Genomic DNA, 26,870 nt, shown 5'->3' with positions numbered 1-26,870 from the left:
TGGAACTGTTCGCCCGCATCGCCTAGCTAAGCGCGCCGCCTATTTTTGAACAGGTGGGGTTTATGGAGCGCTTACGAAAGAACCACTACGGCCTTGTTTGCTGCTCGGAACGAGTAGCTCTGCCCCAAACTCTCAGAAACGAAAAAGCCCCGTAGCTTATTCAGCTACGGGGCTTTTTCTATGTAATGGCGGAGAGATAGGGATTCGAACCCCTTCCAATATTCAGGCAGACCGGCTAAGGCCGCTGTTTACGCCATTCTGCTCCGTCGCAAATGGCATATACCGGACTGTCGCGGCCTCATTTATGCCCTAAATTTGCCCTAAGCCAAACTTGATCCGGATGAAGGGTTTGCCGAGTGGAGTGTCGTATCACTTAGCTAACCAAATGGAGCACTATTAAGACCCCACATCTTTCCACCACGAGAATATTCACTTCACCGGTTTCACGCCTCCACGGCGCCCTAACCCGAACCCAACACGGTATAGGTCAGGCAGATTGACCCTACCGTCCTTCATCGTTTCAAAAATGCCAAGCCGCTCTAGATCGCTCCGCACCCCAGACCACCCTCTTTCAGCATGCTGAGGCGGAAGTCTTTGGTCTGATAATCCTGACAGCCCAATAGGAAAATGGGCTTTCCACCTTTCCTCTACGATTTCAAACGCACAGGGGACAGACGCTCCTCTGAGAGGATCCATTATTTTGGGAACCCACGGATAATCCTCGGCCATTTCGGCGACCCTTATCTCAGACGCTTTTTGAACGCCGCGTTTGATGCTCTCGAAATGAAGAGCCTGCTCATGGTCTGGATATTTTTCTAATGAATCATCTGCTGCCTGGCGTATTGCTGCGAGGAAAGACCTGGGAGAAGTCCGGCCCCGCCCATCTGCGAGGTGGCTAACAGCCCATATATAAGGTACTCCGCGACGACGATCTCGGCCCATCCACGGACCGGCTAAAGCCTCAAATAATTCCCGCTGTTTGGCGCTTTCTCGTTTCACCTCTTCCGCGACGAGCCAAACTTGATTATCTGAGCGCGGCTCAACTCCAATCACCGACTTATACAAGTCACGCAGATTTTCCCCATCAGCACCAGTGGCATTGCAAAGTGTCTGCCATAACAAGCCATGCAAATCATGCGAAGCCCAAGTCAGCTCGGCTTTTGTAGCCAACAACTTTGATGCGTCGGGAAAATCGGTAATAGTGCGATCAGACTGATCTTCCCGTAGGAATACTTTTGCATGAAGACGTGGATAGGACTTCAGCCAAAGCACGACTTTGAGAAGGTCTCTTACTATCAGGTCCATCATTCCCCAGTCATTACTGGTTCGATCTAAAGCGTCGAATAAAATCAGACCAAACCTACCGCTGCTGAGAAGCATGCCGTTCGTATCTTGTACGACCCTAGCTAAAAGCTCAGGGCTATCCCTGACCCACTCTATCGTGTCCTGCCATTTGCCATTTGGAATGGCTACAGGATTGATTTTAGTAAGCCAACGAAGGACAACTCCCTTCCAAATTTCAAATGGAGTGAATCCATTACTGATGAGCTGTGCGAAAACCTCCATATCGGGAAAGGAATCGATATCTGGCGAGACACCGAAACCGACATGGACATCGGTGATCTCCAGTTCCTTGACAGCTTTACCGAGCGCCTCGCGCAATAAAGGGGCGCGCAGAGCAGCGGTCCAAAAAGACTTCCCAACACCCCTTGCACCAATTACCAAATTACACTCAAGTCTCAAAGCTTTTGTATGGCCTGGAGGCATATACAAATGGCGGCGATCAGGCGCCTCCCCGTGAGTTGAGGTCGTCAGAGGAATCGCTTGAACAAGAGACTCTTTAATCTGTACCTTAGAAATCACGAAGCATCCTCACCTTGAATAGCATTTGATATGCCTTGTATCACTTGACCGAAAATAGCGGATACTTCGTCCGCATCAATACCATTCAACCTTGAATGCATCGCCCGGAGCGAATTGAAACCCCGATTCCAGCGGATTGCCCAAGCATAGTGCGGCCCCCCCTCATCAGAGCTATCGAAACTCCAAGTTCCCTCCGTTGCCGCACTGCCCGCTGGCACCTCGTCATAGAGTTCCTCCGCGAATAAACTCCACGCTTCTTCTCGCAAGCCAATTGTATACTCGACCCCTTCCAACTCGGGAATCAAGGCTCCCACAATCTGAAGACGCTCTCTGATCTCTCGGACAACCCCTGATGTTCGCCAGTGACGAAACAGAATACGATAGCCCGACCACGTCTGATCCCCATCTAATGCGAATAGAAGCACTAGGTTCGCACCCAAATCTGTAACACAGGCCGATGCTACCTCGTCAATTCCCGCTCTAGAATCGATAAGAATTACATCTGGTGACCAGCGATTTTCTAAAAGAGAGATGAGCCGCTGAAGTCTCTGTGACCAAGATTCTTGACCACTAGAGGTCACTTTAGGCATCCATGCTCGACCCAATTTTGCGACATATTCACCAGAATCTGCGCCATGGGCAGGAACTACAAAAATATCACCGTCGTGTGATAAGCCGCTGGATGCCACCATGCTCTCGAAAACCTCATCGCCATTATCGAGAAGATCTTCTACTAACCAGTCGGTAATTCCGTATTTGGGACGGCGATCAATCGGAAGCAATGAAGTCGAGAGACCTGGTGACTCAAGATCCAAATCGAGCACTAAAACGCGCTTTCCACTCTGTGCCAGCGACCATGCACTCGCCGCGATCGCTGTTGAGCGCCCCACGCCCCCTTTGATCGAGAAAAAAACAACACGCGGTACCTCAGCTGAAGCCGGAGCAATCGTCGACCAGTTGCCTTGAGTAGCTAATCGATCAATTATCGATACTCCAGGAATCCCCTCAAGAGGAAAAACGGGCGCACCAAATGCAACACTCTCTACAGACTGTTCAAATAATACTGCCTGCGCTACGGGAAACGCCCGCTTGCCTAGTGTCTCGAGCATTTGTTGAGCGATAGTTGCTAACTTTTCTAAAACGCTTTGATCGTGTTGCCACTTTGCAGAAACGATCAGACGCACCCTTCCGCTCAGGTCTCGGTTTAAGTAGATGGGCGCTGTTAGCTGAAGGAACTCGGTGTGCTGAGAAAAAATTTCCTGCAGCTTGGGAATCAGTTGGTCAAAGGTAATCATATCAATCCCTCCAGCAGGGCCTTTCGAACCAGAGCGGCAACAGCTCCAGCAGCAGTTCTATGGGCCTCAACGCTCGGTAGCAAGACATCACCGCCATTCGCGTATCTCTGCGATGCATCCCAATCGAGGAAAGGGTTCAGGTTTGGTAGTGCATAATTTGCACCATTAACCGAGCTTGCACGATAGGTATCGTAGCGATCCCACACTTTGTTGGCGTGCACACGATCGTCATATTCTTGTGGCGCGCCGTCTTGCCGGATCACCATTCCGAAGTGGTGCATCAGCTTCTTTAGTCCGCACTCTGCCGCAAAGCCGTATAGCTGATCAGCGTTCCCTAGGCGTGACGCCAAAAATAACGATTCTGCATCAACCATGTGCCTTTGATGAGCATCCAAAAAATCCGCATTCATGTGTCGCTGTCCATCCCTAGAGCTCCAAACGCAAATATTGGGCAAATGTTCGCCGGATCCTGAAGCTGAAATGTGTGAGGTGATCGTGCAATCTAGGATTATGCCCTGTCGCTGCGCGAGAGGCCACGCTGGACCTCAGAAGGTAGCGTACTCATTGCGTTGAAGTATTGATGTTTCGCATTTAAAGAACGCACGAGGTCCAAAATCAGCCACTCTTTCACCTACAGTTAATACTCCATACTTGGTCCAGCCGCGTCGTATAGCTTTGACTCATCATTTCCCGCCGCATGCCCCAGTCCGGGTTAATCGGGACACTTGCCGAACGTAGCGTTCCCCTACCCCACCGCTTATTGATCTGGTCTAGCACAGCCATCACCTTCGTGGCTTCCTCCGGCTGTGAGATGGCGAACAGGTCATCGGTGTACTCGCCCCTCTGGCAAAGATTCAGCAGCATCACTTCAGCCTTGCTGTAATTGAAGCCCGGCCGAAACACTCGATCGAGAGCGTCGACAGCGACTTTCGTCAGCAGGCGCACATCGTCGGTGGGATACGGCATATCCAACACAACCCCATTGGCATACTTCGCCTCCTCTGGATTGAACATGCCCGTACGGATACACACGCGCACCTTCTTGCAAAGCGAGTTCTGAGCGCGGAGTTTCTCCGAGGCTCGCATCATATAGGTGGCCACCGCCTCTTTGATGGGCGACAGCTCCGTCAGGCGCTTGCCGAACATCCGGCTGCAGCAGATCTCCTGCTTCGGTGGATCAGGCTCATCCAGCTCCAGGCAAGGCGTACCGCCCAACTCTCTGGCCGTCTTCTCGATCACAACACTGAACTTCTTGCGGAGCGTCCACGGATCGGCCTCAGCCAGGTCCATAGCTGACTTGATACCCATGGCATCAAGATGGAGTTTCATCTTTCGTCCGACACCCCACACCTCCGCCACGTCCGTATTGCGCAACACCCAGTCACGCTTAACCGGATCAGTGATGTTGACCACCCCGCCGGTTTGAGACTGCAGGCGCTTCGCGGTGTGGTTTGCAAGCTTCGCCAAGGTCTTTGTGTGAGCGATACCAACACCGACCGGGATGCCCGTACAGCGAAGCACCTGGGCACGAATCTGCCGGCCCAATGCATCCCACCCACCGATCCCCTTCAAGTCGGCAAACGCCTCGTCGATGCTGTACACCTCAACCGCCGGCACCATCGCCTCGATCAGGCTCATCACGCGCTCGCTCATGTCGCCATACAGCGCATAGTTGGAGGAGAACGGGACAATGCCGTGCTGTTTGAGCTTGTGCTTGATCTGGAAATACGGCTCGCCCATCTTGATGAACGGTTTGGCGTCGTAGCTACGGGCGATGACACAGCCATCGTTGTTGCTCGGCACCACAATGGGCACCTTCGCAAGGTCGGGCCGGAATACCTGCTCAACTGAGTCGACCAAGTACTCGCCATTGATACGTGAGATCGTTGCAGCCTCAAAAGATGCCCCGCTGTTGAGATCACCGTCATTCAGCGCGACAACATCACGTCCAAGATGATGAGCGTAAAATTCCTATTCCGAAGCTCTACAAGTGGCCTGCTATGGAGTGCGAAGACCGTCAGCAGCTGGTTCACCACACACTTGGAAAAAGCAGGCATTCGCCATCGTGGCGCCAACCAGGCCCGCCATACATTCGCGAGTCAAGCGCTATCTAGCTACGTCCCAATTGAGTGGGTAGCTCGCCAACTTGGCCACAGCGACACAACGATGGTACGGAAACACTACGGAAGATGGATTTCAAAGGACACGAAGAGCATGGCAGGCATCGTTTCCAAAATGATGGGGGTTGATCAAGTAACAGTTGGGGCATCGTCGACACCAATCGACAAATAATCTGTTTTCTGTTCAATCAACATTGTACGTATATCAGCAAGACGTATCGCATGAAACCTAGCCTCGATACCGTCATTGAAAACCATCGCCATGCATTTACGCGCCGCCAACCAGAAAGTCTTATCATCCGGCGACGTTTCCTTTTGCACCACACCTACGTTATCAAATAGCTTAATAAAGCATGAGGCTATTTTTTTGATATGAGTTACCCCATGTATTATTTCTCGCTCTAAGTACAGATACTCAATATCAGCAAAGAAATGTTCTACTGGTTTCTTATTCTCAATGAAATACGATCTATCTATCACAGATTGAACATTGACCATAATCTGCCACAAAATCTCTACCTCGTTAAACCTTGGATCATCAAACTTACAATGTTCCAAATCGTACCGACGGCTGTCAGGTGGCTCCGGTTTCAACATCCTTATACTCTCGCCCTCCCAGCCGCCATCTTCAGTCGTAGTCTTACACTTGCTCCATCCGGGCAGGCGATCGAACCACTGAGATCGACCATCCATTCTAGCTTTCTGTGCAGCCCAAAGCATGAAGTCAACAACCTGAAGTCCAGGGTCTGACTTATCAGAGACTTCAAAAGTAACTTTTGGATAGTACTTAACAGCAAACGGCGCTACATATGCATTACGCGCTAGGTCAAACCAAAGATCCGGCCACCACTTTGTAAGCAACGCACCAACGTTTAAGCTACCTCGCCGCTCAAATACGAATGTCAACTCCATAGAGAGAGAGAACAAGCCAACTACGGCCAGTTTAGAGGCAAGATCATATAAATCTTCTTTTGATGAGAAGGAATGTTTTGCTGCATGGAACACATGGGACCGAAAGTCGCCTTTCACATGCGTACAGATGGCCTTGCATAAATGAGAGTGTGCATTCTTACTATCATCAGCGGCGTGAAAAAACGAGCGCTGCAACGTTCGATCATCCATGGGCTTCTGAATAGGGTTGAGCCGATCTGGATCATTTCGGAGATTCTCGAGCGCCCCATTAATCACAGTTCGCTCGATCCTGTTAGGAGTGATCAGGCAAGCGTACCCACTGAATCGGCCTTCTCCGAACTCGGTTTCATCCAAATACACAAACATTCGTTATTCCCTTTCGAATTTGCATAACAACCGAATGGTAGCCGAAAGGTACGAGCCATTGCCTTATGGCGATGCCCAACGCAACGGCCAGCGGCGGGCCACTGCGGCCCAACACCTAAAGAATATGCCCTAAAATTGCCCTAATCCTAAGCCAGGAAACGAAAAAGCCCCTGAAATGTTTAACCATTTCAGGGGCTTAGTCTTATTCAATAATGGCGGAGAGATAGGGATTCGAACCCTAGGTACCGGTGAAGGTACAACGGATTTCGAATCCGTCCCATTCGGCCACTCTGGCATCTCTCCAACGGCGCGCATCATAACAGCCTGTTTCGTGGAAGCAAAGCTCAAACGAGATTTTTTTCCGTGCTATCAGATGCTTGCGTCGATTAAAGCGGTACGCCGAGGCGCTTGGCGACTTCTTCGTAGGCTTCGATCACATCACCGAGGCCTTGGCGGAAGCGGTCCTTGTCCATCTTCTTCTTGGTGTCCTTGTCCCACAGGCGGCAGCCGTCCGGGCTGAATTCGTCGCCGAGGACGATGGAGCCATCGTGGAACACACCAAATTCCAGCTTGAAGTCCACCAGCAGCAGGCCTGCGTCGTCGAACAGCTTGCTCAGCACGTCGTTGACCTTGAGGGACAACTCCTTCATGCGTGCCAGTTGCTCGGCGGTACCCCAGCCGAATGCCACCACGTGGGATTCGTTGATGAACGGGTCGCCCTTGGCGTCGTCCTTCAGGAACAGCTCGAACGTGTAAGGGTTGAGCTTGAGGCCCTCTTCCACGCCCAGGCGCTTGACCAGGCTGCCGGCGGCGTAGTTACGCACGACGCATTCCACCGGGATCATGTCCAGCTTCTTCACCAGGCACTCGTTGTCGCCCAGCAGTTTGTCGAATTGGGTCGGAATGCCGGCCGCTTCGAGTTTCTGCATGATGAAGGCGTTGAACTTGTTGTTCACCATGCCCTTGCGATCAAGTTGTTCGATGCGCTTGCCATCGAACGCCGAGGTGTCGTTGCGAAACAGCAGGATCAGGCGGTTGGCGTCGTCGGTCTTGTAAACCGACTTGGCTTTGCCGCGGTAGAGTTCTTCACGTTTTTCCATGATGGGCTCCGCTTTGAGTGAGGTGGGCTAGGCGATATGTCGCCAGTCGAGCCCTGAATCTTGATCGGCCAGTTGCAGCCAGTCCGGGTCGCACCCGAGGGTGTCGACAAAACATTGCCGGGCAAGCGTCGGCAGGTTGTTCTTGCTGCTCAAGTGGGCCAGGACCAGGTGTTGCAGGTCTTGCCAGCCCAACTCATACACCAGGTACGCCGCCTGATGGTTGTTCAAATGTCCCAGTTCGCCGCCGACCCGTTGCTTGAGAAAGTACGGGTAGTGACCGCGAGCCAGCAGGTCTCGGCAGTGGTTGGACTCGATCATCAAGGCATCGAGGTTCCGGTAGCCGTCCAGCACCTTGGCGCAGTAGGAGCCCAGGTCGGTGAGCACGCCGAAGCGCCGCTCTCCGTCACTGAATACATACTGCGTCGGTTCCTGGGCGTCGTGCGCCACGGCAATCACATCGATGCTCAGGGCACCGATTTGCAGCTGCTCGCCACCGGCCAGGAAACCTGCGGGTTCTATAGGTTTGCGCATCCCGCGCAGTGTGCCGCGACTGAGGTACACCGGAAGATTGTAGCGCCGAGACAGCAAACCCACGCCATGCACGTGGTCGGCATGTTCGTGGGTCACCAGAATCGCGCTCAGCTGCGAGGGGTGAACCCCCAGGCGCAGCAGGCGCCGCTCGGTTTCCTTTAACGAGAAACCACAATCCACCAGCACGTACGTGTCGTCATGGGCGACCAGCGTGCCGTTCCCTTGGCTACCGCTGCCGAGAACGGCAAAACGCATCGGATCAGCCCAGGTTGTCCTGAATAACGCCCAACACCTTGCGCGCTGTTTCAGCCGGCGCGACGGTGTTGATGTTCTTCTCGACGGTGACCTGCACAGTCTCGCCAACCTTGCTCAAACGCACCTGATAACGCTCGGCGCGGGTTTCGATTTCTTCCTTGGTCGGCTTGCTGCCGAACAGTTTGCCGAAGAAACCAGGCTCATCGTCTTTGCGCTCGGCCTTTTCAGCCACGTTGATGTAGTACAGGCCCAGGCTGCGGTTGATGTCTTCAACACGCCATGGGCCTTGCTCCAACGCGCGGCCGACGCTGGCCCAGGCGCGATCCAGGTCTTCACCCAGGTTCAGCACCACGTTGCCGCTGCCGTCCTCGGTGAGGCTGACGCGGCTCGGGGTGTCGTAATCACGGGCGGCGAGCAGGGAAACGGAACCGCCCTTCTCGGAGATACGGCTCATGCTGGCCAGCATCTCGTCGACCAATGCCGAGTCGACACCGGTGTTGACCGAGCGGTTGGTGAAGTCGACGTTGGCGGTGCTGCCGGCAGGACGCTCGGCGCTGACCACGTAGACTTCACTGGTGTTGCGCTGCACGCCCGGCTCGATGCGCACACGCACACGGGCTTCGCTGTCGGCGGCGACACCACCGGCCTGCAGGCGCTTGGCCATGGTGGCGGACAGTTCACTGCCCTGCTGCCATGCCGTGGTGAATTCACCGGTCTGCGGGCGCTGCTCGTCGATGCGGAAACCGTTGTCCTGGAAGAACTGCACCGCTACCGGCCAGACTTCGGCAGGTGGGCGCTGCGCCACGATCCAACGCGAATCACCGCTCTTCTGCAGGCTGTAGTCGCTGGCATCCGCCACGGCCGAGATCGGCTGTGGACGTGGCACGACGTATTCACCCTTCGTGGTGTCGTCGGCAACGTTGCGTGGAATCGGCAGCAACGGGTCAAGGCGCTTGGCGACGTTGACGTCCGGCGGCAGTTGCATCGGTTTGGTTGCTTGTGCTTCCAGGTAATCGCTGCCGCGGTCACGGAAGTAGCCTTCCGGGCCCCAGATCCAACCGCAGCCACTGGTGCTGGAGATAATCAAGGCAAGTGCGGAAAGTCCGGCCAATCGCTTCATGCGTAGTGCTTCCTCAATTAAACCAGGACGCCGGACTGGCGCAGGGCCTGTCGCAGCGGTTCGTGACAGGCTTCGCTGAGGCGGGTGAGCGGCAGACGGATACCGTCCGGCATCAGGCCCATCTCGAACAGCGCCCACTTCACGGGAATAGGGTTGGATTCGATAAACAGTGTCTTGTTGAGCGGCATCAGCTTCTCGTGGATCGCACGGGCGGTCACGGCGTCGCCGGCGATGGCGGCGGCACACATGTCGCTCATGGCGCGCGGGGCCACGTTGGCGGTCACGGAGATATTGCCCTTGCCGCCCAGCAGGATCAGCTCGACAGCCGTGGCGTCGTCACCGGAATACAGCAGGAAATCGCTGCTCACCCCGGCCAGGATGTCCTTGGCGCGCTGCAGGTCGCCGGTGGCTTCCTTGATGCCGATGATGTTCGGCACGGTAGAAAGGCGGATCACGGTCTCGGCCTTCATGTCGCACGCGGTACGACCCGGCACGTTATAGAGGATCTGCGGGATGTCGACGGCTTCGGCAATGGTGCGGAAGTGCTGGTACAGGCCTTCCTGGGTCGGCTTGTTGTAGTACGGGGTCACCAGCAGGCAAGCGTCGGCGCCGGCTTTCTTGGCGTTTCGGGTCAGCTCGATGGCTTCGCGCGTCGAGTTGGCGCCCGTGCCGGCGATCACGGCGATACGCCCTGCGACACGCTTGACCACGAATTCGATCACCTGGATGTGTTCTTCCACATCGAGGGTGGCCGATTCACCTGTGGTGCCGACCGCCACGATGGCGTTGGTGCCTTCTTGCAGGTGGAAGTCCACCAGTTTACCCAGGCTGTCCCAGTCGAGATGACCTTGTGCATCCATGGGTGTGACCAGTGCCACCATACTGCCCGCAATCATGCAACCGCTCCTGCCGGAAAAAGAGAGCCGTAATGGTACTGGCGCCAAGATGCTTGTACAAGCGAAGTACCGCCTGAGGATGCGTTCTGGCGCAACTAAACGACGGGCAATGCCATCATCGGGCCAAAGCACCGGTTGAGACAGGGCAAAATCAGGCGGATCACGTAATGAAAACGCCCCCTCCTATCCCTTGGCGACGCTTTTCGCTACCCTTCATGCTTTGATCGATACAGCCCTCACCGTATCGACCGCTCATCGTTTAGGAAGGCTGCATGTCCACCCCCACAGTTCGCGAACAATTCCTTGTTATCAGTGCCCTCGGCGCCAACCCCATGGAGCTGACCAACGTCCTGTGCCGCGCCAGCCATGAAAACCGCTGTGCCGTGGTGACCTCCCGCCTGACCCGCCATGGCGAGTGCAGTGCGCTGGTCCTGCAGATTTCCGGCACCTGGGATGCCCTGGCGCGCCTGGAGACCGGCCTGCCGGGCCTGGCCAAGAAGCACGACTTCACCGTCAACGTGGTGCGCAGCGCCGCCCTGGAAAATCGCCCGCAGGCGCTTCCTTATGTGGCGTATGTCAGCTCGGCCTACCGCTCGGACATCGTCAATGAGCTGTGCCAGTTCTTCATCGACCACAATGTTGAACTGGAGAACCTGACCTGCGACACCTACCAGGCCCCGCAAACCGGCGGCACCATGCTCAACGCCACCTTCACCGTGACCCTTCCGGCCGGCGTGCAGATCAGCTGGTTGCGCGACCAGTTCCTGGACTTTGCCGATGCCTTGAACCTCGACGCACTGATCGAGCCGTGGCGCCCACAGAACCCAATGTAAGGAAGTTTTTTCATGGCGGTAGTCATCGACAAACCCGTAGCCGATTTCGAAGCCCAGGCCACCAGCGGCCAGACCTTCAGCCTTGCCGCCCTCAAGGGCAAGCACGTGGTGATCTATTTCTACCCGAAGGACAGCACCCCGGGTTGCACCACCGAAGGCCAGGGTTTCCGTGACCAGTACGCGGCATTCAAGGCGGCCAACACCGAGGTGTTTGGCGTGTCGCGCGACAGCGTGAAGTCCCATGAGAACTTCAAGGGCAAGCAGGAATTCCCGTTCGAGCTGATCAGCGACAAGGATGAGGCGGTCTGCCAGCTGTTCGACGTCATCAAGCTGAAGAAGCTGTACGGCAAGGAATACCTGGGTGTGGATCGCAGCACCTTCCTGATCGACAAGGACGGTGTGCTGCGCCAGGAATGGCGCGGCGTGAAAGTGCCGGGCCATGTGGACGCCGTTCTGGCCGCAGCCCAGGCGTTGAACAAGGCCTGATCTGTAGCGCGGATCACTGCGGCGATGAAGCAGTGATTCGCGCCTCCCCTTACAACAACGGTGCCACCACCGGCTCCTGCCGCGGCCACGCATCCAGCACGGCCTTGAACAGCGTCGCCAGGGGAATCGCAAAGAACACCCCCCAGAATCCCCACAGCCCACCAAACAACAACACTGCACAGATGATCGCCACCGGGTGCAGGTTGACCGCCTCCGAGAACAGCAGCGGCACCAGCACGTTGCCATCCAGGGTCTGGATGATGCCGTAGACCGCCATCAAGTAGATGAACTGGTCGCTCCAGCCCCACTGGAACAAGGCGATCAAGGTCACCGGCACCGTCACTACCACGGCACCGACATACGGCACCACCACCGAAATCCCTACCAGCAATGCCAGCAAGGCGGCGTAGTTGAGGTCCAGTGCGATAAACGCGATGTAGGTAACGCCCCCGCAGATAATGATCTCGATGACCTTGCCACGAATGTAGTTGGCGATCTGTCGGTTCATTTCTTCGGCCACCCGGGTGATCAGCGCTCGTTCGCGCGGCAGATAGCCGCTCACCCAACGTCCGATCATGGCGCGGTCCTTGAGGAAGAAGAACACCAGGATCGGTACGAGCACCAGGTAGATCATGATGTTGACCAGCAGCGGCAGGCTGGACAGGGAAAAGGTCAGCGCCCATTGCCCGAACTTTCCGATTTCGCCCCGTGCCACTTCTATCGCCTGCAGCACCTGCTCGTCCGACACCAGATGCGGGTAGCGCTCCGGCAGCAGCAGCAACAGCGACTGCCACTTGGCGAGCATGCCCGGCAACTCGTTGAACAACGTGATCAGTTGGTGCCACAGCAGCGGCAATACCACGACGACAAACACCACCAGCAGCCCCATGAACAAGGCGAATACCAGGCCCACTGCCGCGCCGCCCGGCAAGCGTAGACGCTCCAGGGTGGTGACCAGGCCCTGCATCAGGTAAGCCAGCACCATCCCCGCCAGTACCGGCGCCAGCATGCCCCCCAAGGTGAGTACGGCCGTAAAGGCCAGAAACAGCAGGACCGCCAGCACCACGGCTTCTTCATCGGAGAAGTAGCGCTGGATCCAGTCTCGTAACACTTTGAACATCAATCAACCTCGGGTGGTAGGGGCAAACGGTTCAGGCCTTGCGCAACCAGTAACGGTACACACCGGCGGCGTCTTCTTCATGCAGCAGGGTATGGCCGGCCAGTTTGGCGAAGGTGCGGAAATCACGCTGGGAACCTGCGTCGGTGGCGATCACCTTGAGCACAGCGCCACTGGCCAATCGATTGAGTTCCAACTTGGCTTTGAGCAGAGGCAACGGGCAATTGAGGCCGCTGGCATCGAGTTCGGCATCAAAGGCTACAGCGTCGGTCATGGTTTTACTCCGGGCACGCATTCGGGGTGCTTAGAATATCTGGTCCGAAGCTCAGTGTCCGGCTACAGTAAGCTCTTTGTCGAAAGGCTCTGTGCATGACTTTTTTGCGCCCCACCCTGCTGACGCTGGCTTGCCTGCTGGCCTCCCCAGGCTTCGCTGACGACCTGCCGTCACTTGGCGACGCCAGTTCTGCCATTGTCTCGCCACAACAGGAATATCAGCTGGGCCGCGCCTGGCTGGCCTATCTACGGGGCCAGGTCTCGCAGCTGAACGACCCGCAGCTCAAGGATTACGTCGAAACCAGCGTGTACAAGCTGGTGGAAACCAGCCAGGTGAATGACCGGCGCCTGGAATTCATCCTGATCAACAGCCCGCAGCTGAACGCCTTTGCCGCACCCGGCGGTATCGTCGGCGTGAACGGCGGCCTGTTTCTCAATGCCCAGACCGAAGGGGAATACGCGTCGGTGCTGGCCCACGAACTGGCTCACTTGTCCCAGCGTCACTTCGCCCGTGGTGTCGAGGCGCAGCAGCGCATGCAGATCCCGATGATGGCCGCCCTCCTCGGCGGCATCATTGCGGCCGCCGCCGGTGCCGGGGATGCCGGGATCGCTGCAATCGCCGGCACACAGGCCGCGGCCATCCAGGAACAACGACGATTTTCTCGCCAGAATGAACAGGAAGCGGACCGTATCGGCATCGTCAACCTGGAGAAAGCCGGCTACGACCCGCGCTCCATGCCAACCATGTTCGAACGCCTGATGCGTCAGTATCGCTTCGACGCCAAGCCGCCGGAATTCCTGCTGACTCACCCGGTGACCGAATCGCGTATCGCCGACACCCGCAACCGCGCGGAACAGGCCAAGGCCGGCGGCAAGGAAGACAGCCTGCGCTACCAACTGATTCGCGCGCGGGTACAACTGCAATACGAAGACACCTCCGGACTCGCCGCCAAGCGCTTCCAGGCGCAACTGGACGAAAATCCTAAAAACGACGTGGCGCGCTATGGCCTGGCCATCGCCCAGATCAAAGCCTCCCAGTTCAAGCAGGCACGGGAAAGCCTGCAACCCTTGCTGGCCAAGGCGCCCAATGACATCACCTACAACCTGGCGCAAATCCAGTTGGACATCGACAACAACCACCTGCCCGATGCCCAGCAACGCACGGATCGGATGCTGACCCAATACCCCGGCAACTATCCGCTGAATCAGATTCGGGTAGATCTGCTGCTTAAACAGAATCGGACCGCCGATGCGGAAAAGGCCCTGGATGGCTTGCTCAAATCTCGCCCGGACGATCCGGATGTGTGGTACCAGGTCGCCGAGACCCGTGGTTTGTCGGGCAATATCATCGGCCTGCATCAGGCTCGCGCCGAATACTTTGCTTTGGTGGGCGACTTCCAGCAGGCGATTCAGCAGTTGGACTTTGCCAAACGTCGCGCCGGCAGCAATTTCCCGTTGTCGTCACGTATCGATGCACGTCAGCGTGAGTTGATCGAACAGGAGCGCCTGGTTAAAGGCATGATGGGCTAAACCCATCGCCCACAAAAAAGCCCCGCCCTCGTAAAACGAAGGCGGGGCTTTTTATTGGCCGGGTGGGTTACTCGGCCAGCTTGAAGGTAATGAAGCTGGCACGCCCCTGACGAAGCACGCGCATCGATACCGAGCGGTTCTTCGGCAACGCCTTGGCGATGTCGGTGAACTGCTTGGTAGTCTCAATCGCCTGATTGTTCAGGTGAGTGATCACGTCGCCAGGCTGCAGGCCGATCAAGGCTGCCGGGCCGTCCTGCACTTCCTTGATCACCACGCCGCTCTTGAGATCGAAGGCTTTCTTCTGCTCGTCAGTCAGCTCGGCCACGGCAATGCCCAGGCGATTGCTGCTGCGCTCGGCGCCCGGCTTGGTGTTACCCAGGGCATCCAGGGTCGCGCCCTCTTCAGGGATCGCACCCACGGTCAGCTCGACATTCTGGCGCTTGCCATCACGAATCACTTCCAGCTTGGCCTTGCTGCCGGCCTTGAGCGCGCCAACCAGGTGCGGCAGGTCGGCCGACATAATGATCGGTTGACCGTTCATGCTCAGGATCACGTCGCCGACTTGCAGGCCGCCTTTGGCAGCCGGGCCGTCGTCCTGGATTTGCGCGACCAGGGCGCCCGCCGGCTTGTCGAGGCCGAAGGATTCAGCCAGGTCCTTGTTCACCTCCTGAATGACCACGCCCAACCAGCCACGGCTGACCTTGCCACCGCTTTTCAGCTGATTGGAAACATCCATGGCCACGTCGATAGGAATGGCGAACGAAACCCCCATGAAGCCACCGGAACGGGTGTAGATCTGCGAGTTGATCCCCACCACTTCGCCCGCCAGGTTGAACAACGGGCCACCGGAGTTGCCCGGGTTGATCGGCACGTCGGTCTGGATGAACGGCACATAGTTCTCGTTCGGCAGGCTGCGACCAATGGCACTGACGATACCCTGGGTAACGGTATGGTCAAAACCAAACGGCGAGCCGATGGCTACCACCCACTGCCCCGCCTTCAGGTCTTGGGACTTGCCCAGCTTCAGCACCGGCAGGTCCTTGCCCTCGATCTTCAGCAAGGCCACGTCGGAACGCGGATCGGTGCCGACCAATTTGGCTTTCAGCTCACTGCGATCGGCCAGGCGCACGAGGATCTCGTCGGCGTCGGCAATCACATGGTTATTGGTGAGGATGTAGCCATCTGGCGAGATAATGAAGCCCGACCCCAGGGACTGCGCTTCACGCTGGCCACCGCCACCACCACGGGGCGCACGCGGTTGTGGCATGCCACGCTCGAAGAACTCGCGCAGCATCGGCGGCAGGCCTTCCAGGTCAGGCATCTGCTGGTTGGAGACTTTGCGATCCGGCAGCTTCTGAGTGGTACTGATGTTCACCACGGCAGGCGAGGCTTGCTCAACCAATTGGGTGAAGTCAGGCAACTCGACCGCTTGCGCGGGCACGGCCTGACCCAGCACCAATACCGTGGCGACTATGGATAGGTAAGACTTCAAACGTGGTATCGACATACAGCTCCCGTTACGACGAGCAGGGTTGAGCGACAGGGTTCAAGAAACGCCGAAAACTGCGAACGACATCTTTGTTCCGCGAACTAAACAAGGCCAGGGCCAACAAGCCCTGACCTATAAAAAACATGGGAGATTTTTGCAAGTGAAAATGCTGATCCAGACATTTCATGCTCTCGGCAGCCAACCTGGCATGGACGTACTGTGAAAGATCTGGATGAACATAGGATTAACGACTCACGGCTTGGGGGTGGCCTTTTTTTCACCGCGCACCGACAGTGCGATGCGTTCGGCGGTGCCAATAGGTATTTCGCCGACCACAGTCACCATCATTTCACCATCCACCGTATTCAAGCGACGAGATACAGCAACCGTGGGGCCTAATTGGGTGCGAGTCTCGGTCACGCTCACATCGCTGATCGGCTCAAGAAACACCGAAAAGCGCGCCAGTCCATCTTCATACATCAGGCTGTCGACCGTGGCCTTGGTATGGGGATCCTTGCGGGCGCTGCTATTGGTCAGCTGAAAGCCTGGCGGCAACCACTCCAAGTGCCACGCCTCGGTGGCCTCTACGGCCGCTGCCTTAGTGTCGCCGACGGCGATGGAGGTGCATTCGCCGCTGGGCTGCAAGTCGCGATCATTGGGTGTGGTGGAGGTGTCCAATCGAGTGAACTGAAAGCGCTCCAGCAACTGTCCTTGATCATTCAGCAACAAGGATTTGAGCGGCAAGGCAGTTTCACGATCAAGGTGCAGCTCAAAACCGTAGCGGTATTGATCACGGGGTGTAATCGACACAATCACCGCATTACGACCGGCCACGCGAGATTTTCCGATAACGGCCAGTTCGTAGAATTGATTGAGTCTTTGCGGATCGAGCGCGCGCGAGGGCGCATCACGCGAATTGCCAAGGCCGGCGACAAGAGTGCCGCTGACGCACTGAGTACGACCGTCTATACGAACGACTTCCTGAGCAGAACCATCGAGCTGCAAGAGCCGCTCACGGACCTGGCCATTCTGGACACGATGCCAGATGTCATGGGTAGAAAAACTGCCATTACGCTCGTAGACAAACGTACCTTGGAAACTTTGCTGCTGCTCTGCACGCCCAAGTCGAGTCAGCCAGTCTTGGGCGTCGTCGGCATGGGCGGGGAGTGCAAACCAACCACTGAGCAATAACGTAAGGAGCGGTATGGCGCGCATAGGGCTCCTTAACGGATCAGCGGTTTTCCAGGCTTGCAGCGCGAGCGTATGGCAGAGCGCTTTCAGTGCCTTTCAAGGCGGATTCCTGTGCGTGTTGACGCAGGTAGCCTGGAAGACGCTGGTCCTGCCAGCCGGATTGCCCTTGCAGCACACCGTTGGCCATAGGGCCGGTGGTGTCGGAGCTTTCCTTGTAGCCGGCCAGTACCGCTGGGCCTTTGACTTGCGGACCGGCCATGACCGGTTGCTGAGTCTGCTGTGCCAGTTCGGCACCGGCGATTTCGTCCTGGTTGTACAGGCGAACACCGGCCAGCACTGCAACAGTCACCGAGGCAGCCACTGCCAGGCGACCCAGGCTGCGCCAAGGGCCACGAGCAGCTTTTGCCGGAACGGCTTCATCAGCCAACGCGGCAGAAACGGCCGCAGCAATATCCAGACGAGGGATTAGAAGATCCTTGTGCATCACCGCCCGAGCGACTTGGTAACGAGACCAGGTATCACGGGTTTCGGCATCATCAAATGCATTGAGCACTCGACGAAGTTCCAGTTCATCCGCTTCGTTATCCATCACTGCGGACAGCGATTCCTGCAGGGCATCACGACTCATGGCGGTTCCTCTCTTGGCTGTCGCCGCTGTCTTTAGTTTTCCTGCAACAACGGTTGCAAGGCTTTATCGATGGCTTCCCGGGCCCGGAAAATCCGTGACCTTACAGTCCCCACCGGACACTGCATGACGCTCGCAATGTCTTCGTAACTCAGACCATCGAATTCACGTAAAGTTAACGCCGTACGCAAATCTTCTGGCAGTTGCTGAATTGTGCGATGAACGGTGCCTTCGATCTCGTCGCGCAGCAATGCACGCTCCGGCGACTCGAGATCTTTGAGGCCGTGATCACCATCGTAAAATTCTGCATCTTCTGAACTTACATCGCTATCCGGTGGGCGGCGTCCGCGAGACACCAGATAGTTCTTCGCCGTGTTGATGGCGATGCGGTAGAGCCACGTGTAAAACGCACTGTCACCGCGGAAATTGCCCAGTGCACGGTACGCCTTGATAAAGGCTTCCTGTGCAACGTCCTGCGCTTCATGGGTGTCGTGCACAAACCGCACGATCAACCCGAGAATTTTGTGCTGGTATTTCAGCACTAGCAGATCAAATGCTCGCTTGTCACCGCGTTGAACGCGCTCGACCAGCTGCTGATCCTCTTCCTGGGTTAGCATGAACACTCCTCGTTGTACTTGAAGGAGGCTTGCATAACTAAACGATCAGGCTTGCAAACATAGACTCGGACTTTTCGCAAAAGTTCTCCCCCTTCAAGCAAGTTTCCGGCACGCACTGATTTGGCACACACGAAAAACGCAGCGCGGGCAACGCCGGCTGCGCGAATAATCTTGTCGTCGGTTTTCTGACGCGTCCAATGCTCCCGACGGGCCAATAAACTCAACGTTTTCCCAGCTTTCGGGCAACCTGCTATTGAGTCGGGGCTTATGCAAAAAGTTCCCACCTCAATAACCAGTCGATTTTACCCGAGCCGTGCACCGTAATCTCACATTGCCACGAATGCCCGGCTATTGTGCCGCTCCCCCCCTCTATATACTAGTGGCCCGTGTGACCCTTTGATTCGCCGATCCAGGCGTCCTGTTTGCGCCAGCCCTGTGGATCGCTTTTTGCGGAATCCTTCAAATGAGCCAACAGTTTCAACACGATGTCCTGGTGATCGGTAGCGGCGCGGCCGGCTTGAGCCTTGCGCTGACCCTTCCCAGCCACCTGCGTATTGCCGTCCTTAGCAAAGGCGACCTGGCCAACGGTTCGACATTCTGGGCCCAGGGCGGTGTCGCCGCGGTGCTGGACGACACCGATACGGTGCAATCCCACGTTGAAGACACCCTCAACGCCGGCGGTGGCCTGTGCAACGAAGACGCGGTGCGCTTCACCGTCGAGCATAGCCGCGAGGCGATCCAATGGCTGATCGACCAGGGCGTGCCCTTCACCCGCGATGAACACGCAGGCAGCGATGACGGCGGCTTCGAGTTCCATCTGACCCGCGAAGGCGGCCACAGCCATCGCCGTATCATCCACGCCGCCGATGCCACCGGTGCCGCGATCTTCAGGACCTTGCTCGACCAGGCCCGCCAACGCCCCAACATCGAATTGCTGGAACAACGCGTCGCTGTCGACCTGATCACCGAAAAGCGCCTGGGCCTGCCGGGCGAACGCTGCCTCGGCGCCTATGTGCTCAACCGCGCCAGCGGCGAAGTGGATACTTATGGTGCGCGCTTCACCATCCTCGCCTCCGGCGGCGCCGCCAAGGTCTACCTCTATACCAGCAACCCCGACGGCGCCTGCGGCGACGGCATTGCCATGGCGTGGCGCTCGGGCTGCCGGGTGGCCAACCTGGAATTCAACCAGTTCCACCCCACCTGCCTTTATCACCCACAGGCCAAGAGCTTCCTGATCACCGAAGCCCTGCGCGGCGAAGGTGCACACCTCAAGCTGCCGAACGGTGAGCGCTTCATGCAGCGTTTCGACCCGCGCGCCGAGCTGGCTCCACGGGATATCGTCGCCCGCGCCATCGACCATGAAATGAAGCGCCTGGGCATCGACTGCGTCTACCTGGACATCAGCCACAAGCCCGAAGCGTTTATCAAGACCCACTTCCCGACCGTCTACGAGCGCTGCCTGGCGTTCAACATCGACATCACCAAAGGCCCGATCCCCGTAGTACCGGCTGCGCACTACACCTGCGGCGGCGTGATGGTCGACCAGCATGGGCGTACCGATGTCCCCGGCCTGTACGCGATTGGCGAAACCAGCTTCACCGGCCTGCACGGCGCCAACCGCATGGCCAGCAACTCACTGCTCGAATGCTTCGTCTACGCCCGCTCGGCCGCAGCCGACATTCTCGAACAACTGCCGCGCATCCCGGTGCCGGCCGCCCTGCCCCGCTGGGATGCCAGCCAGGTTACCGACTCGGACGAAGACGTGATCATCGCCCACAACTGGGACGAGCTGCGGCGCTTCATGTGGGACTACGTGGGGATCGTGCGCACCAACAAGCGCCTGCAACGGGCACAGCACCGGGTGCGATTGCTGCTGGATGAGATTGATGAGTTCTACAGCAACTATAAGGTCAGCCGTGACCTGATCGAACTGCGCAACCTGGCCCAAGTCGCGGAGTTGATGATCCGTTCGGCCATGGAACGCAAGGAAAGCCGGGGCCTGCACTACACCCTCGACTACCCGCAGATGTTGCCCGAGGCCCGCGACACTATTCTGGTGCCAACCACCTACGGCGGCTGAACTTCAAGCGAACCCGCAGGCGCCGGTGCACATCGGCGGCCTGCGAATCCGTCGGCACGCAGACCGAGCGCACCCGCCATTCCCCCGGCACGCGATAGCGCAACACCACAATCAGCGGTAACGCCAGGCTGTCGGGCCGCAGCTGCACGCGATGCCAACCGCGCTCATTGCTGAATAACTGCCAGCCCTCTTCATCGCGCCGCAGGCCACGAATCGACGAACGGTGAGTCAGCAGGACATAACGCGGTAATACCCAGACAGCATGGGCCAGGCATGCCAGCACGCCGAGGACAGCAAAGGGAGCGTCGAGGACCATCAGTGCACCCAGCGCGAACAGCTGGGCAAGGAGATACGCCGCCAGCAGCAGCCGTGAGGCCTGCCAGCGGCATTCGAAACGATTACTTGGGCTGGACACGATCCAGGATCATCCGGACCATGCGCTGCAGTTCAGGATCTTCGGACTCTGCCCGCTCCATGAACCAGCCGAACATGTCCTGATCTTCGCAAGTCAGCAGCCTGACGTAGAGATCGCGATCTTCCTGATTGAGCGTCGCGTACACCTCTTTGGTAAAAGGCACCAGCAACACATCAAGCTCAAGCATGCCACGACGGCTGTGCCAGTAGAGACGATTGATTTCTACATCTTCGACCATGGAGCGCTCCTCAAATAGAGCGCAAGTATACAGGCCCGACGGCACCGGAACAGTCGGCTTTGGTCGCCCCCTACGGAAACTATCCATTTGCCGGGCGCCCCTCTATGATGCACCCATGACTTTTTGACCTGCGATGACCCATGGCTGACTCTGCTTTCTTCTGCCCCCTGTCCCACGAAGGCGTTCTCGCCGTCCGCGGCTCCGACGCTGCCAAGTTCCTGCAGGGACAACTCACCTGCAACCTCAATTACCTGAGCGACACCCAGGCCAGCCTCGGTGCGCGCTGCACGCAAAAAGGCCGCATGCAGTCGAGCTTCCGCATCCTGTTGCAGGGCGACGGCGTACTCCTGGCCATGGCCAGCGAACTGCTCGAACCGCAACTGGCGGACCTGAAAAAATATGCGGTGTTCTCCAAGTCCAAGCTCACCGACGAAAGCGCCGCCTGGGTGCGTTTCGGTGTGATCGATGGCGATCAGGCGCTGGCCGGCCTTGGCCTTGAGCTGCCCACCGAAACGAACAGCGTTGCCCGTACCGAACACCTGATCGCCGTCCGCGTGTCTCCCGCCCGCGCCGAACTCTGGGTACCTGCCGAGCAAGCCGACAGCGTGCGCAGCCGATTGGCCGCACAGTTGACACAAACCGACTTGAATCACTGGCTACTGGGCCAGATCCGCGCCGGTATCGGCCAGGTCATGCCCCAGACTCGCGAACTGTTCATCCCGCAGATGCTCAACCTGCAGGCCGTGGGCGGCGTCAGCTTCAAGAAAGGCTGCTACACCGGCCAGGAAATCGTCGCGCGCATGCAGTACCTGGGCAAACTCAAGCGTCGCCTGTACCGCTTGAGCTTGAATGCGGCTGAAATGCCCGAGCCAGGCACCCCGTTGTTTTCCCCCAGCCACAACAGCTCCATCGGCGAAGTGGTGATTGCAGCAAAAGCTGACCAGGTGATTGAACTTCTGGCGGTATTGCAAGCCGAAGCTGCCGATAGTGGCGATGTGCACCTAGGCACGCTGGAAGGCCCCGGTTTGCAACTGCTTGACCTGCCTTACACCCTTGACCGTGATCGTGAGATCCAGCGTTAGTCGCCGTATTTTCCTGCAACACCCTAGAGAGCATGAATGAACAAACTGGCGGAAAAAGTCCAACAGGCGTTGGTTAAGGCCATCGACAACGATGACCTGGTTCTGCCGACATTGCCGGAAGTGGCCCTGAACATCCGTCAGGCCGCTGAAGACCCGGAAATCAGCATCAGCCACTTGAGCAAAGTGATCGGCCGCGACACGGCGTTGTCGGCGCGTCTGATCAAAGTGGTCAACAGCCCGCTGTTGCGCGCCACCCAGGAAGTCACCGACCTGCACACCGCCATCACCCGGCTGGGCACCAACTACAGCAGCAACCTGGCCATCGGCCTGGTGATGGAACAGATCTTCCACGCCCGCTCCGAAGTGGTCGAACAGAAAATGCGTGATGTGTGGCGCCGCAGCCTGGAAGTGGCGGGCGTCAGCTACGCCCTGTGCCGCAGCCACAGCCAGCTCAAGCCGGACCAGGCAGCGCTGGGCGGCCTGGTGCACCAGATCGGCGTGCTGCCGATCCTGACCTACGCCGAAGACCACTACGAACTGCTGTCGGATCCGGTCAGCCTCAACCACGTGATCGACAGCATCCACCCGGTGTTGGGCGACAAGTTGCTGAGTGGCTGGGACTTCCCGGAAATGCTGGCGAAACTGCCGGGCCAGTACCTGAACCTGGAACGGGACTCAGCCTGCCTCGACTACATCGACCTGGTGCAGATTGCCATGCTGTATTGCCATCACGGCACCGACCACCCCCTGGCCAAGGTGGACGTCTCCAGCGTGCCGGCGATGAAAAAACTGCGGGTTGATCCCTACAGCGAAAAACTGCGCGCAGAGCTGGATGAAGCGCGCGCCATGTTCGATTGATCAACCGGCGATAAAACTCACCCGCACCTTCAACCCCGCGTGCTCGCCGTCATGCAGGCTGATCTGGGCCAGATGCGCACGACAGATTTCGCCCACGATCGCCAACCCCAGGCCTGAGCCCATGCCTTGCTGGCTACGGCGGTAGAAGCGCTCGAACACCCGGTCGCGCTCATCCTGCGGAATACCCGGGCCATCATCTTCCACCTCCAGTACCGCCGGCGCCGTGACCCGCAGGATCACGTTGCCGCCCGGTGGCGTGTGCGCCAGGGCGTTGTCCACCAGGTTGCTCAACAGTTCATTGAGCAGCGTCGGCTCGCCACGCAACCACACCGGTTCATCCGCCTCCAGCGCCAGTGCCACGCCGCGTGCATGGGCCAGCGGCGCCATGGCCATGCCCAGTTCACGGGCCAATTGGCTGAGGTCGAGCAACTGCGCGCCGCCTTCGGCAATCGCCCGGGCACCGTTTTCGATGCGCGCCAGGGACAGCAACTGATTGGCCAGGTGGGTCAACCGATCGGTGCCTTGGGCGGCGGTCTCCAGAGTACTGCGCCAGGTTGCGGGATCTTCGGCGCGCAGGCCCAGTTCCAGGCGCGCCTTGAGCGCCGCCAAGGGGGTACGCAGCTCATGGGATGCATCGGCAATAAACTGCGCCTGACGCTCGAACTGGCCGCGCAGGCGTTCGGTGAAGTGGTTGAGGGAACGCACCAGCGGGCCGAACTCATGCTGCACTTCCACCAGCGGCAACGGCCGCAAATCGTCGGGCTGGCGCTCTTCCACCGCCGTGCGCAGGCGCTCCAGCGGGCGTAAGGCGGCGCTAACGGCAAACCACACCAGCAACAAGGCGCCAATGGCGAGCATGCCCAGGCGTAGCAAGGTGTCGGCCATCAGGCTGCGGGCCATGCTCACCCGTGCCTCATCGGTTTCGGCCACGCGGATTTCCGCCATGCCGTTCATGTTCGGTTCTGAGACCGCCTTGAGCAGGCTGACCACCCGCACTTCCTGGCCCTGGTACTTGGCGTTGTAGAAGCGCGCCAGCGCCGGGTAGTCGTCGGTGCGCGGCGTACCGGGGGGCGGGCCGGGGAGGTTTTCGTAGCCGGAAATCAGCTTCTGATCAATGTCATTGACTTGGTAATAGATGCGCCCGGCGCTGTCGTAGGCAAAGGTGTCGAGGGCGACATAGGGCACGTTGGCGCTGAGGGTGCCGTCCACCTGGGTCAGGCCGGCGGCAATGGTACGCGCCGAGGCCAGCAACGTGCGGTCATAGGCGGTGTCGGCCGCTTCGCGACCGTTCCAGTAGGCACTCATGCCACTGGCGAGCATCAACAGCACCAGCAGCAGCGCCAGGTTCCACAGCAGGCGCCAGCGCAGGCTGCTGGGCTTATGCATCGCGGGCTTCCAGCAGGTAGCCGAGACCGCGGAACGTCACGATGGCGATGGGTTGGCCATCGAGCTTCTTGCGCAGGCGGTGCACGTAGATTTCGATGGCGTCGGGGCTGGCCTCTTCGTCCAGGCCGAACACCTGGGAAGCCAGTTGCTCCTTGCTCATCACCCGGCCTGGGCGGGCAATCAGCGCTTCAAGCACGGCTTGCTCGCGGGAGGTCAACGTCATCAACTCGCCGCCCACCGTGAAACGGCGGGTGTCGAGGTCATAGACCAGCACCCCGCAGGCCTGCTGGCGCTCGCCGCCCAATACGCTGCGGCGCAGCAGCGCCTTGACCCGGGCTTCCAGCTCGGTCAGTTCGAACGGTTTGGCCAGGTAGTCATCGGCGCCCAGGTTCAGGCCATGCACGCGGTCCTTCACATCGCTGCGCGCGGTCAACATCAGCACCGGCAGGTTTTTCCCACGCGCCCGCAAGCGCGCCAGCACCTCGAAGCCGTCCATGCGCGGCAGGCCCACATCAAGGATGGCCACCGCGTAATCCTCGCTGCTCAAGGCCAGGTCGGCGGCCACGCCGTCATGCAATACGTCAACGGTCAAACCTGTGCTCTTGAGCGCTTGGGCGACGCTTTCGGCGAGTTGCAGATGGTCTTCAACCAGAAGGACACGCATGGATTTCCACCTTATTCGGACGTGGTCGGCACCACGCTTTGCCGGGCAGTTTACAGGCGCCGACTGCCCTGTGAAGCCTGAAAACATTGAAAGGCAGCTGAAAGGTTAGTGAAAGCTTCGCCCTTTAGCATCCAGCCACGGTAGGTCATGCCTGCCGAGCGACCTGATGGGTCGCGCCCGAAAAACGCCTCGAAGCGTTTTCGCCAAAATAAGAACAATAACGGAGTGCACCACGATGCTGTCGACACAGCCACAGGCTTGCCCGCCTGTTCGTATTTCCCGCCTGACCCACACCGCCCTTGCCAGTGCCGCTGCCCTTGCCGGCTTTTCGCCGCTTGGCCAGGCTGCCTTCTTCGAAGACAGCAGCGCGACCCTGGAAACCCGCAACATGTACTTCAACCGCGACTTTCGCGACGGCACCAGCGCCCAGCAGTCCAAGCGCGACGAGTGGGCCCAGGGCTTCATGCTCAACCTGCAATCGGGCTACACCGACGGCACCGTCGGCTTTGGCGTGGATGCGCTGGGCATGCTCGGGGTCAAGCTCGACTCCAGCCCCGACCGCACCGGCACCGGCCTGCTGCCCACCCATGATGATGGCCGCGCCGCCAACGAGTACTCCAAGCTGGGCCTGACCGGCAAAGTGAAGATTTCCGCCACCGAGCTCAAGATCGGCTCGCTGATGCCTGAACTGCCGATCCTCAAGCCCAATGACGGGCGCATCCTGCCGCAGACCTTCAACGGTGGCCTGGTCACCTCCAAGGAATTCAAGAACCTGGTCTTCACCGGCGGCCGTCTCGACAAGGCCAAGGACCGCGACGACAGCAACTACGAGGACATCGCCCTCAACAACAAGAACAGCCGCTTCCTCAGCGGCGCCACCGGCAAGCATTTCAACTTCGGCGGGGTCGACTACAAGTTCGCCGACAAGATCACCGGCAGCTACCACTTCGCCCAACTCGATGACGTGTACCGCCAGCACTTCCTCGGCCTGGTCGCCGCACGCCCAATGGGCCCCGGCACCTTCGCCGCCGACCTGCGCCTGGCGATCAGCGATGACGCAGGCGCAGCCCGTGGCGGCAAGATCGACAACACCTCCCTCAACGGCCTGTTCAGCTATGCCCTCAATGGCCATAAGCTCAGCGCCGGCTACCAGCATATGTCCGGCGACAGCGCCTTTCCGTACGTGGATGGCAGCGACCCGTACCTGGTCAACTTCGTGCAGATCAACGACTTTGCCGGCGCCGAAGAGCGCTCCTGGCAGGCGCGCTACGACTACGACTTCGCCAAGCTGGGCATTCCCGGCCTGAGTTTCATGAGCCGTTACCTCTCGGGTGACAATATCAAGCTCAGGAACGGCGACACCGGCAAGGAATGGGAGCGCAACAGCGAGATCAAGTACGTGGTGCAAAGCGGTACGTTCAAGGATGTCGCCGTGCGCCTGCGCAATGCCACCTACCGTTCCAACTATTCAGCCCGTGATGCGGATGAAATGCGCCTGCTGGTCAGCTACAGCGTTGCGCTCTGGTAA

General features: G+C 58.3%; 27 protein-coding genes and 1 tRNA gene. 8 read left to right on the top strand and 20 right to left on the bottom strand.

All coding sequences use genetic code 11. The annotated features are described in order from the left end of the window. Nucleotides 1-429: 429 nt before the first annotated feature. From AC07OP_RS23590 to umuC, 4 genes are all read right to left on the bottom strand, one after another. Entirely contained in the window at nucleotides 430-1,863 is a 1,434-nt protein-coding gene (locus AC07OP_RS23590; protein WP_495101043.1) for a hypothetical protein, read from the bottom strand. Next, on the bottom strand, nucleotides 1,860-3,158 hold the full coding sequence (locus AC07OP_RS23585; protein WP_495101042.1) for a tyrosine-protein kinase family protein: 1,299 nt from the start codon (nucleotides 3,156-3,158) through the stop codon (nucleotides 1,860-1,862). The genes AC07OP_RS23590 and AC07OP_RS23585 overlap by 4 nt, the downstream gene beginning before the upstream one ends. Continuing rightward, a complete protein-coding gene (locus tag AC07OP_RS23580) occupies nucleotides 3,155-3,568 on the bottom strand; it encodes an SAM-dependent methyltransferase (protein WP_495101041.1) in 414 nt (137 codons plus the stop codon). The genes AC07OP_RS23585 and AC07OP_RS23580 overlap by 4 nt, the downstream gene beginning before the upstream one ends. Before the next feature lie 217 nt (nucleotides 3,569-3,785). Then, a complete protein-coding gene (gene umuC, locus AC07OP_RS23575; protein ID WP_495101040.1) occupies nucleotides 3,786-5,018 on the bottom strand; it encodes a translesion error-prone DNA polymerase V subunit UmuC in 1,233 nt (410 codons plus the stop codon). Between the two features lie 93 nt (nucleotides 5,019-5,111). Between umuC and AC07OP_RS23570 the strand changes: the two genes are divergently transcribed. Next, a complete protein-coding gene (locus AC07OP_RS23570; RefSeq protein ID WP_495101039.1) occupies nucleotides 5,112-5,450 on the top strand; it encodes a tyrosine-type recombinase/integrase in 339 nt (112 codons plus the stop codon). Here the strand turns inward: AC07OP_RS23570 and AC07OP_RS23565 are convergent. The 6 genes from AC07OP_RS23565 to dapA all read right to left on the bottom strand — a co-directional run bounded on the left by AC07OP_RS23565 (nucleotide 5,408) and on the right by dapA (nucleotide 10,458). Next, complete coding sequence (locus tag AC07OP_RS23565) at nucleotides 5,408-6,400, bottom strand: hypothetical protein (RefSeq protein ID WP_495101038.1); 993 nt, start codon at nucleotides 6,398-6,400, stop codon at nucleotides 5,408-5,410. The two genes, AC07OP_RS23570 and AC07OP_RS23565, sit on opposite strands and share 43 nt — an antisense overlap. A gap of 369 nt (nucleotides 6,401-6,769) precedes the next feature. After that, nucleotides 6,770-6,859 (bottom strand) — tRNA-Ser (locus tag AC07OP_RS23560). Between the two features lie 83 nt (nucleotides 6,860-6,942). Beyond that, nucleotides 6,943-7,656, bottom strand: coding sequence for a phosphoribosylaminoimidazolesuccinocarboxamide synthase (purC, locus tag AC07OP_RS23555; RefSeq protein ID WP_027604309.1), 714 nt, complete (start codon nucleotides 7,654-7,656; stop codon nucleotides 6,943-6,945). Between the two features lie 27 nt (nucleotides 7,657-7,683). Beyond that, on the bottom strand, nucleotides 7,684-8,442 hold the full coding sequence (locus AC07OP_RS23550) for an MBL fold metallo-hydrolase (RefSeq protein WP_027604310.1): 759 nt from the start codon (nucleotides 8,440-8,442) through the stop codon (nucleotides 7,684-7,686). 4 nt (nucleotides 8,443-8,446) lie between these two features. After that, nucleotides 8,447-9,562 (bottom strand): NlpB/DapX family lipoprotein, encoded by a 1,116-nt coding sequence (gene bamC / locus AC07OP_RS23545; RefSeq protein WP_115485874.1) that lies wholly within the window; start codon nucleotides 9,560-9,562, stop codon nucleotides 8,447-8,449. A gap of 17 nt (nucleotides 9,563-9,579) precedes the next feature. Further along, on the bottom strand, nucleotides 9,580-10,458 hold the full coding sequence (gene dapA / locus AC07OP_RS23540) for a 4-hydroxy-tetrahydrodipicolinate synthase (protein ID WP_065938895.1): 879 nt from the start codon (nucleotides 10,456-10,458) through the stop codon (nucleotides 9,580-9,582). A 272-nt stretch (nucleotides 10,459-10,730) separates the two neighbouring features. Here dapA and AC07OP_RS23535 point away from each other — a divergent pair, with 272 nt between their 5' ends. After that, nucleotides 10,731-11,291 carry a glycine cleavage system transcriptional repressor gene (locus AC07OP_RS23535; protein WP_003172487.1) on the top strand — a complete coding sequence of 187 codons (561 nt, stop codon included), beginning with the start codon at nucleotides 10,731-10,733 and terminating at the stop codon, nucleotides 11,289-11,291. Nucleotides 11,292-11,303: 12 nt separating this feature from the next. Beyond that, nucleotides 11,304-11,777 (top strand): peroxiredoxin, encoded by a 474-nt coding sequence (locus AC07OP_RS23530; RefSeq protein ID WP_115485873.1) that lies wholly within the window; start codon nucleotides 11,304-11,306, stop codon nucleotides 11,775-11,777. Nucleotides 11,778-11,826: 49 nt separating this feature from the next. Here the strand turns inward: AC07OP_RS23530 and AC07OP_RS23525 are convergent, their stop codons facing one another. Together AC07OP_RS23525 and AC07OP_RS23520 are read right to left on the bottom strand one after the other, a co-directional pair. After that, entirely contained in the window at nucleotides 11,827-12,897 is a 1,071-nt protein-coding gene (locus AC07OP_RS23525) for an AI-2E family transporter (protein ID WP_027604314.1), read from the bottom strand. A 31-nt stretch (nucleotides 12,898-12,928) separates the two neighbouring features. After that, nucleotides 12,929-13,168 carry a sulfurtransferase TusA family protein gene (locus AC07OP_RS23520; protein WP_010212198.1) on the bottom strand — a complete coding sequence of 80 codons (240 nt, stop codon included), beginning with the start codon at nucleotides 13,166-13,168 and terminating at the stop codon, nucleotides 12,929-12,931. A 95-nt stretch (nucleotides 13,169-13,263) separates the two neighbouring features. On the opposite strand from AC07OP_RS23520, the gene AC07OP_RS23515 reads away from it, so the two are divergent. Further along, complete coding sequence (locus tag AC07OP_RS23515) at nucleotides 13,264-14,697, top strand: M48 family metalloprotease (protein ID WP_027604315.1); 1,434 nt, start codon at nucleotides 13,264-13,266, stop codon at nucleotides 14,695-14,697. Between the two features lie 67 nt (nucleotides 14,698-14,764). Here the strand turns inward: AC07OP_RS23515 and AC07OP_RS23510 are convergent, their stop codons facing one another. The 4 genes from AC07OP_RS23510 to rpoE all read right to left on the bottom strand — a co-directional run bounded on the left by AC07OP_RS23510 (nucleotide 14,765) and on the right by rpoE (nucleotide 18,619). Further along, nucleotides 14,765-16,204 (bottom strand): DegQ family serine endoprotease, encoded by a 1,440-nt coding sequence (locus AC07OP_RS23510; protein WP_065938892.1) that lies wholly within the window; start codon nucleotides 16,202-16,204, stop codon nucleotides 14,765-14,767. Between the two features lie 234 nt (nucleotides 16,205-16,438). Further along, nucleotides 16,439-17,401, bottom strand: a complete 963-nt coding sequence (locus AC07OP_RS23505; RefSeq protein WP_098480214.1) for a MucB/RseB C-terminal domain-containing protein — start codon at nucleotides 17,399-17,401, stop codon at nucleotides 16,439-16,441. A gap of 16 nt (nucleotides 17,402-17,417) precedes the next feature. Next, entirely contained in the window at nucleotides 17,418-18,005 is a 588-nt protein-coding gene (locus tag AC07OP_RS23500) for a sigma-E factor negative regulatory protein (protein WP_003172479.1), read from the bottom strand. 32 nt (nucleotides 18,006-18,037) lie between these two features. Then, entirely contained in the window at nucleotides 18,038-18,619 is a 582-nt protein-coding gene (gene rpoE / locus AC07OP_RS23495; protein ID WP_003172477.1) for an RNA polymerase sigma factor RpoE/AlgU, read from the bottom strand. Between the two features lie 463 nt (nucleotides 18,620-19,082). Between rpoE and nadB the strand changes: the two genes are divergently transcribed. Continuing rightward, a complete protein-coding gene (gene nadB, locus AC07OP_RS23490) occupies nucleotides 19,083-20,699 on the top strand; it encodes an L-aspartate oxidase (protein ID WP_065928214.1) in 1,617 nt (538 codons plus the stop codon). On the opposite strand, the gene AC07OP_RS23485 is transcribed toward nadB, so the two are convergent. Together AC07OP_RS23485 and AC07OP_RS23480 are read right to left on the bottom strand one after the other, a co-directional pair. Beyond that, nucleotides 20,668-21,114, bottom strand: a complete 447-nt coding sequence (locus AC07OP_RS23485) for a protein YgfX (RefSeq protein ID WP_495101037.1) — start codon at nucleotides 21,112-21,114, stop codon at nucleotides 20,668-20,670. The two genes, nadB and AC07OP_RS23485, sit on opposite strands and share 32 nt — an antisense overlap. After that, nucleotides 21,098-21,352 (bottom strand): FAD assembly factor SdhE, encoded by a 255-nt coding sequence (locus AC07OP_RS23480; RefSeq protein ID WP_115485870.1) that lies wholly within the window; start codon nucleotides 21,350-21,352, stop codon nucleotides 21,098-21,100. Before AC07OP_RS23480 ends, AC07OP_RS23485 begins: the two co-directional genes overlap by 17 nt. 140 nt (nucleotides 21,353-21,492) lie before the next feature. Here AC07OP_RS23480 and ygfZ point away from each other — a divergent pair, with 140 nt between their 5' ends. Beyond that, nucleotides 21,493-22,434: a CAF17-like 4Fe-4S cluster assembly/insertion protein YgfZ gene (ygfZ, locus tag AC07OP_RS23475; RefSeq protein ID WP_495101036.1), complete on the top strand. Its 942-nt coding sequence runs from the start codon at nucleotides 21,493-21,495 to the stop codon at nucleotides 22,432-22,434. 36 nt (nucleotides 22,435-22,470) lie between these two features. Then, complete coding sequence (locus AC07OP_RS23470; RefSeq protein ID WP_495101035.1) at nucleotides 22,471-23,292, top strand: HDOD domain-containing protein; 822 nt, start codon at nucleotides 22,471-22,473, stop codon at nucleotides 23,290-23,292. On the opposite strand, the gene AC07OP_RS23465 is transcribed toward AC07OP_RS23470, so the two are convergent. Both AC07OP_RS23465 and AC07OP_RS23460 read right to left on the bottom strand, forming a co-directional pair. Next, on the bottom strand, nucleotides 23,293-24,678 hold the full coding sequence (locus AC07OP_RS23465) for a sensor histidine kinase (RefSeq protein ID WP_027604324.1): 1,386 nt from the start codon (nucleotides 24,676-24,678) through the stop codon (nucleotides 23,293-23,295). Continuing rightward, the gene (locus tag AC07OP_RS23460; protein ID WP_027604325.1) at nucleotides 24,671-25,342 is read right to left on the bottom strand and encodes a response regulator; all 672 of its coding nucleotides are present in this window, start codon (nucleotides 25,340-25,342) and stop codon (nucleotides 24,671-24,673) included. Before AC07OP_RS23460 ends, AC07OP_RS23465 begins: the two co-directional genes overlap by 8 nt. Nucleotides 25,343-25,577: 235 nt before the next feature. Here AC07OP_RS23460 and AC07OP_RS23455 point away from each other — a divergent pair, with 235 nt between their 5' ends. Beyond that, complete coding sequence (locus AC07OP_RS23455) at nucleotides 25,578-26,870, top strand: OprD family porin (protein ID WP_092356569.1); 1,293 nt, start codon at nucleotides 25,578-25,580, stop codon at nucleotides 26,868-26,870.

It is taken from the genome of Pseudomonas sp. GW821-FHT09D08 (assembly GCF_059416305.1).
The sequence above is the reverse complement of the archived record's forward strand: the minus strand, read 5'-3'. Positions and strand labels throughout refer to the sequence as shown.

Excerpts from the sequence above, each read along its gene's own strand:
- AC07OP_RS23565 (WP_495101038.1), bottom strand. The coding sequence starts at position 6,400 with ATGGATGATCGAACGTTGCAGCGCTCGTTTTTTCACGCCGCTGATGAT.
- AC07OP_RS23515 (WP_027604315.1), top strand. The coding sequence starts at position 13,264 with ATGACTTTTTTGCGCCCCACCCTGCTGACGCTGGCTTGCCTGCTGGCC.
- AC07OP_RS23465 (WP_027604324.1), bottom strand. The coding sequence starts at position 24,678 with ATGCATAAGCCCAGCAGCCTGCGCTGGCGCCTGCTGTGGAACCTGGCG.
- AC07OP_RS23585 (WP_495101042.1), bottom strand. The coding sequence starts at position 3,158 with ATGATTACCTTTGACCAACTGATTCCCAAGCTGCAGGAAATTTTTTCT.
- AC07OP_RS23460 (WP_027604325.1), bottom strand. The coding sequence starts at position 25,342 with ATGCGTGTCCTTCTGGTTGAAGACCATCTGCAACTCGCCGAAAGCGTC.
- AC07OP_RS23510 (WP_065938892.1), bottom strand. The coding sequence starts at position 16,204 with ATGTCGATACCACGTTTGAAGTCTTACCTATCCATAGTCGCCACGGTA.
- AC07OP_RS23455 (WP_092356569.1), top strand. The coding sequence starts at position 25,578 with ATGCTGTCGACACAGCCACAGGCTTGCCCGCCTGTTCGTATTTCCCGC.
- ygfZ (WP_495101036.1), top strand. The coding sequence starts at position 21,493 with ATGGCTGACTCTGCTTTCTTCTGCCCCCTGTCCCACGAAGGCGTTCTC.
- AC07OP_RS23570 (WP_495101039.1), top strand. The coding sequence starts at position 5,112 with ATGATGAGCGTAAAATTCCTATTCCGAAGCTCTACAAGTGGCCTGCTA.
- AC07OP_RS23470 (WP_495101035.1), top strand. The coding sequence starts at position 22,471 with ATGAACAAACTGGCGGAAAAAGTCCAACAGGCGTTGGTTAAGGCCATC.
- AC07OP_RS23530 (WP_115485873.1), top strand. The coding sequence starts at position 11,304 with ATGGCGGTAGTCATCGACAAACCCGTAGCCGATTTCGAAGCCCAGGCC.
- AC07OP_RS23525 (WP_027604314.1), bottom strand. The coding sequence starts at position 12,897 with ATGTTCAAAGTGTTACGAGACTGGATCCAGCGCTACTTCTCCGATGAA.
- nadB (WP_065928214.1), top strand. The coding sequence starts at position 19,083 with ATGAGCCAACAGTTTCAACACGATGTCCTGGTGATCGGTAGCGGCGCG.
- AC07OP_RS23505 (WP_098480214.1), bottom strand. The coding sequence starts at position 17,401 with ATGCGCGCCATACCGCTCCTTACGTTATTGCTCAGTGGTTGGTTTGCA.
- AC07OP_RS23580 (WP_495101041.1), bottom strand. The coding sequence starts at position 3,568 with ATGAATGCGGATTTTTTGGATGCTCATCAAAGGCACATGGTTGATGCA.
- AC07OP_RS23500 (WP_003172479.1), bottom strand. The coding sequence starts at position 18,005 with ATGAGTCGTGATGCCCTGCAGGAATCGCTGTCCGCAGTGATGGATAAC.
- AC07OP_RS23535 (WP_003172487.1), top strand. The coding sequence starts at position 10,731 with ATGTCCACCCCCACAGTTCGCGAACAATTCCTTGTTATCAGTGCCCTC.
- dapA (WP_065938895.1), bottom strand. The coding sequence starts at position 10,458 with ATGATTGCGGGCAGTATGGTGGCACTGGTCACACCCATGGATGCACAA.
- AC07OP_RS23520 (WP_010212198.1), bottom strand. The coding sequence starts at position 13,168 with ATGACCGACGCTGTAGCCTTTGATGCCGAACTCGATGCCAGCGGCCTC.
- bamC (WP_115485874.1), bottom strand. The coding sequence starts at position 9,562 with ATGAAGCGATTGGCCGGACTTTCCGCACTTGCCTTGATTATCTCCAGC.
- purC (WP_027604309.1), bottom strand. The coding sequence starts at position 7,656 with ATGGAAAAACGTGAAGAACTCTACCGCGGCAAAGCCAAGTCGGTTTAC.
- rpoE (WP_003172477.1), bottom strand. The coding sequence starts at position 18,619 with ATGCTAACCCAGGAAGAGGATCAGCAGCTGGTCGAGCGCGTTCAACGC.
- AC07OP_RS23480 (WP_115485870.1), bottom strand. The coding sequence starts at position 21,352 with ATGGTCGAAGATGTAGAAATCAATCGTCTCTACTGGCACAGCCGTCGT.
- AC07OP_RS23550 (WP_027604310.1), bottom strand. The coding sequence starts at position 8,442 with ATGCGTTTTGCCGTTCTCGGCAGCGGTAGCCAAGGGAACGGCACGCTG.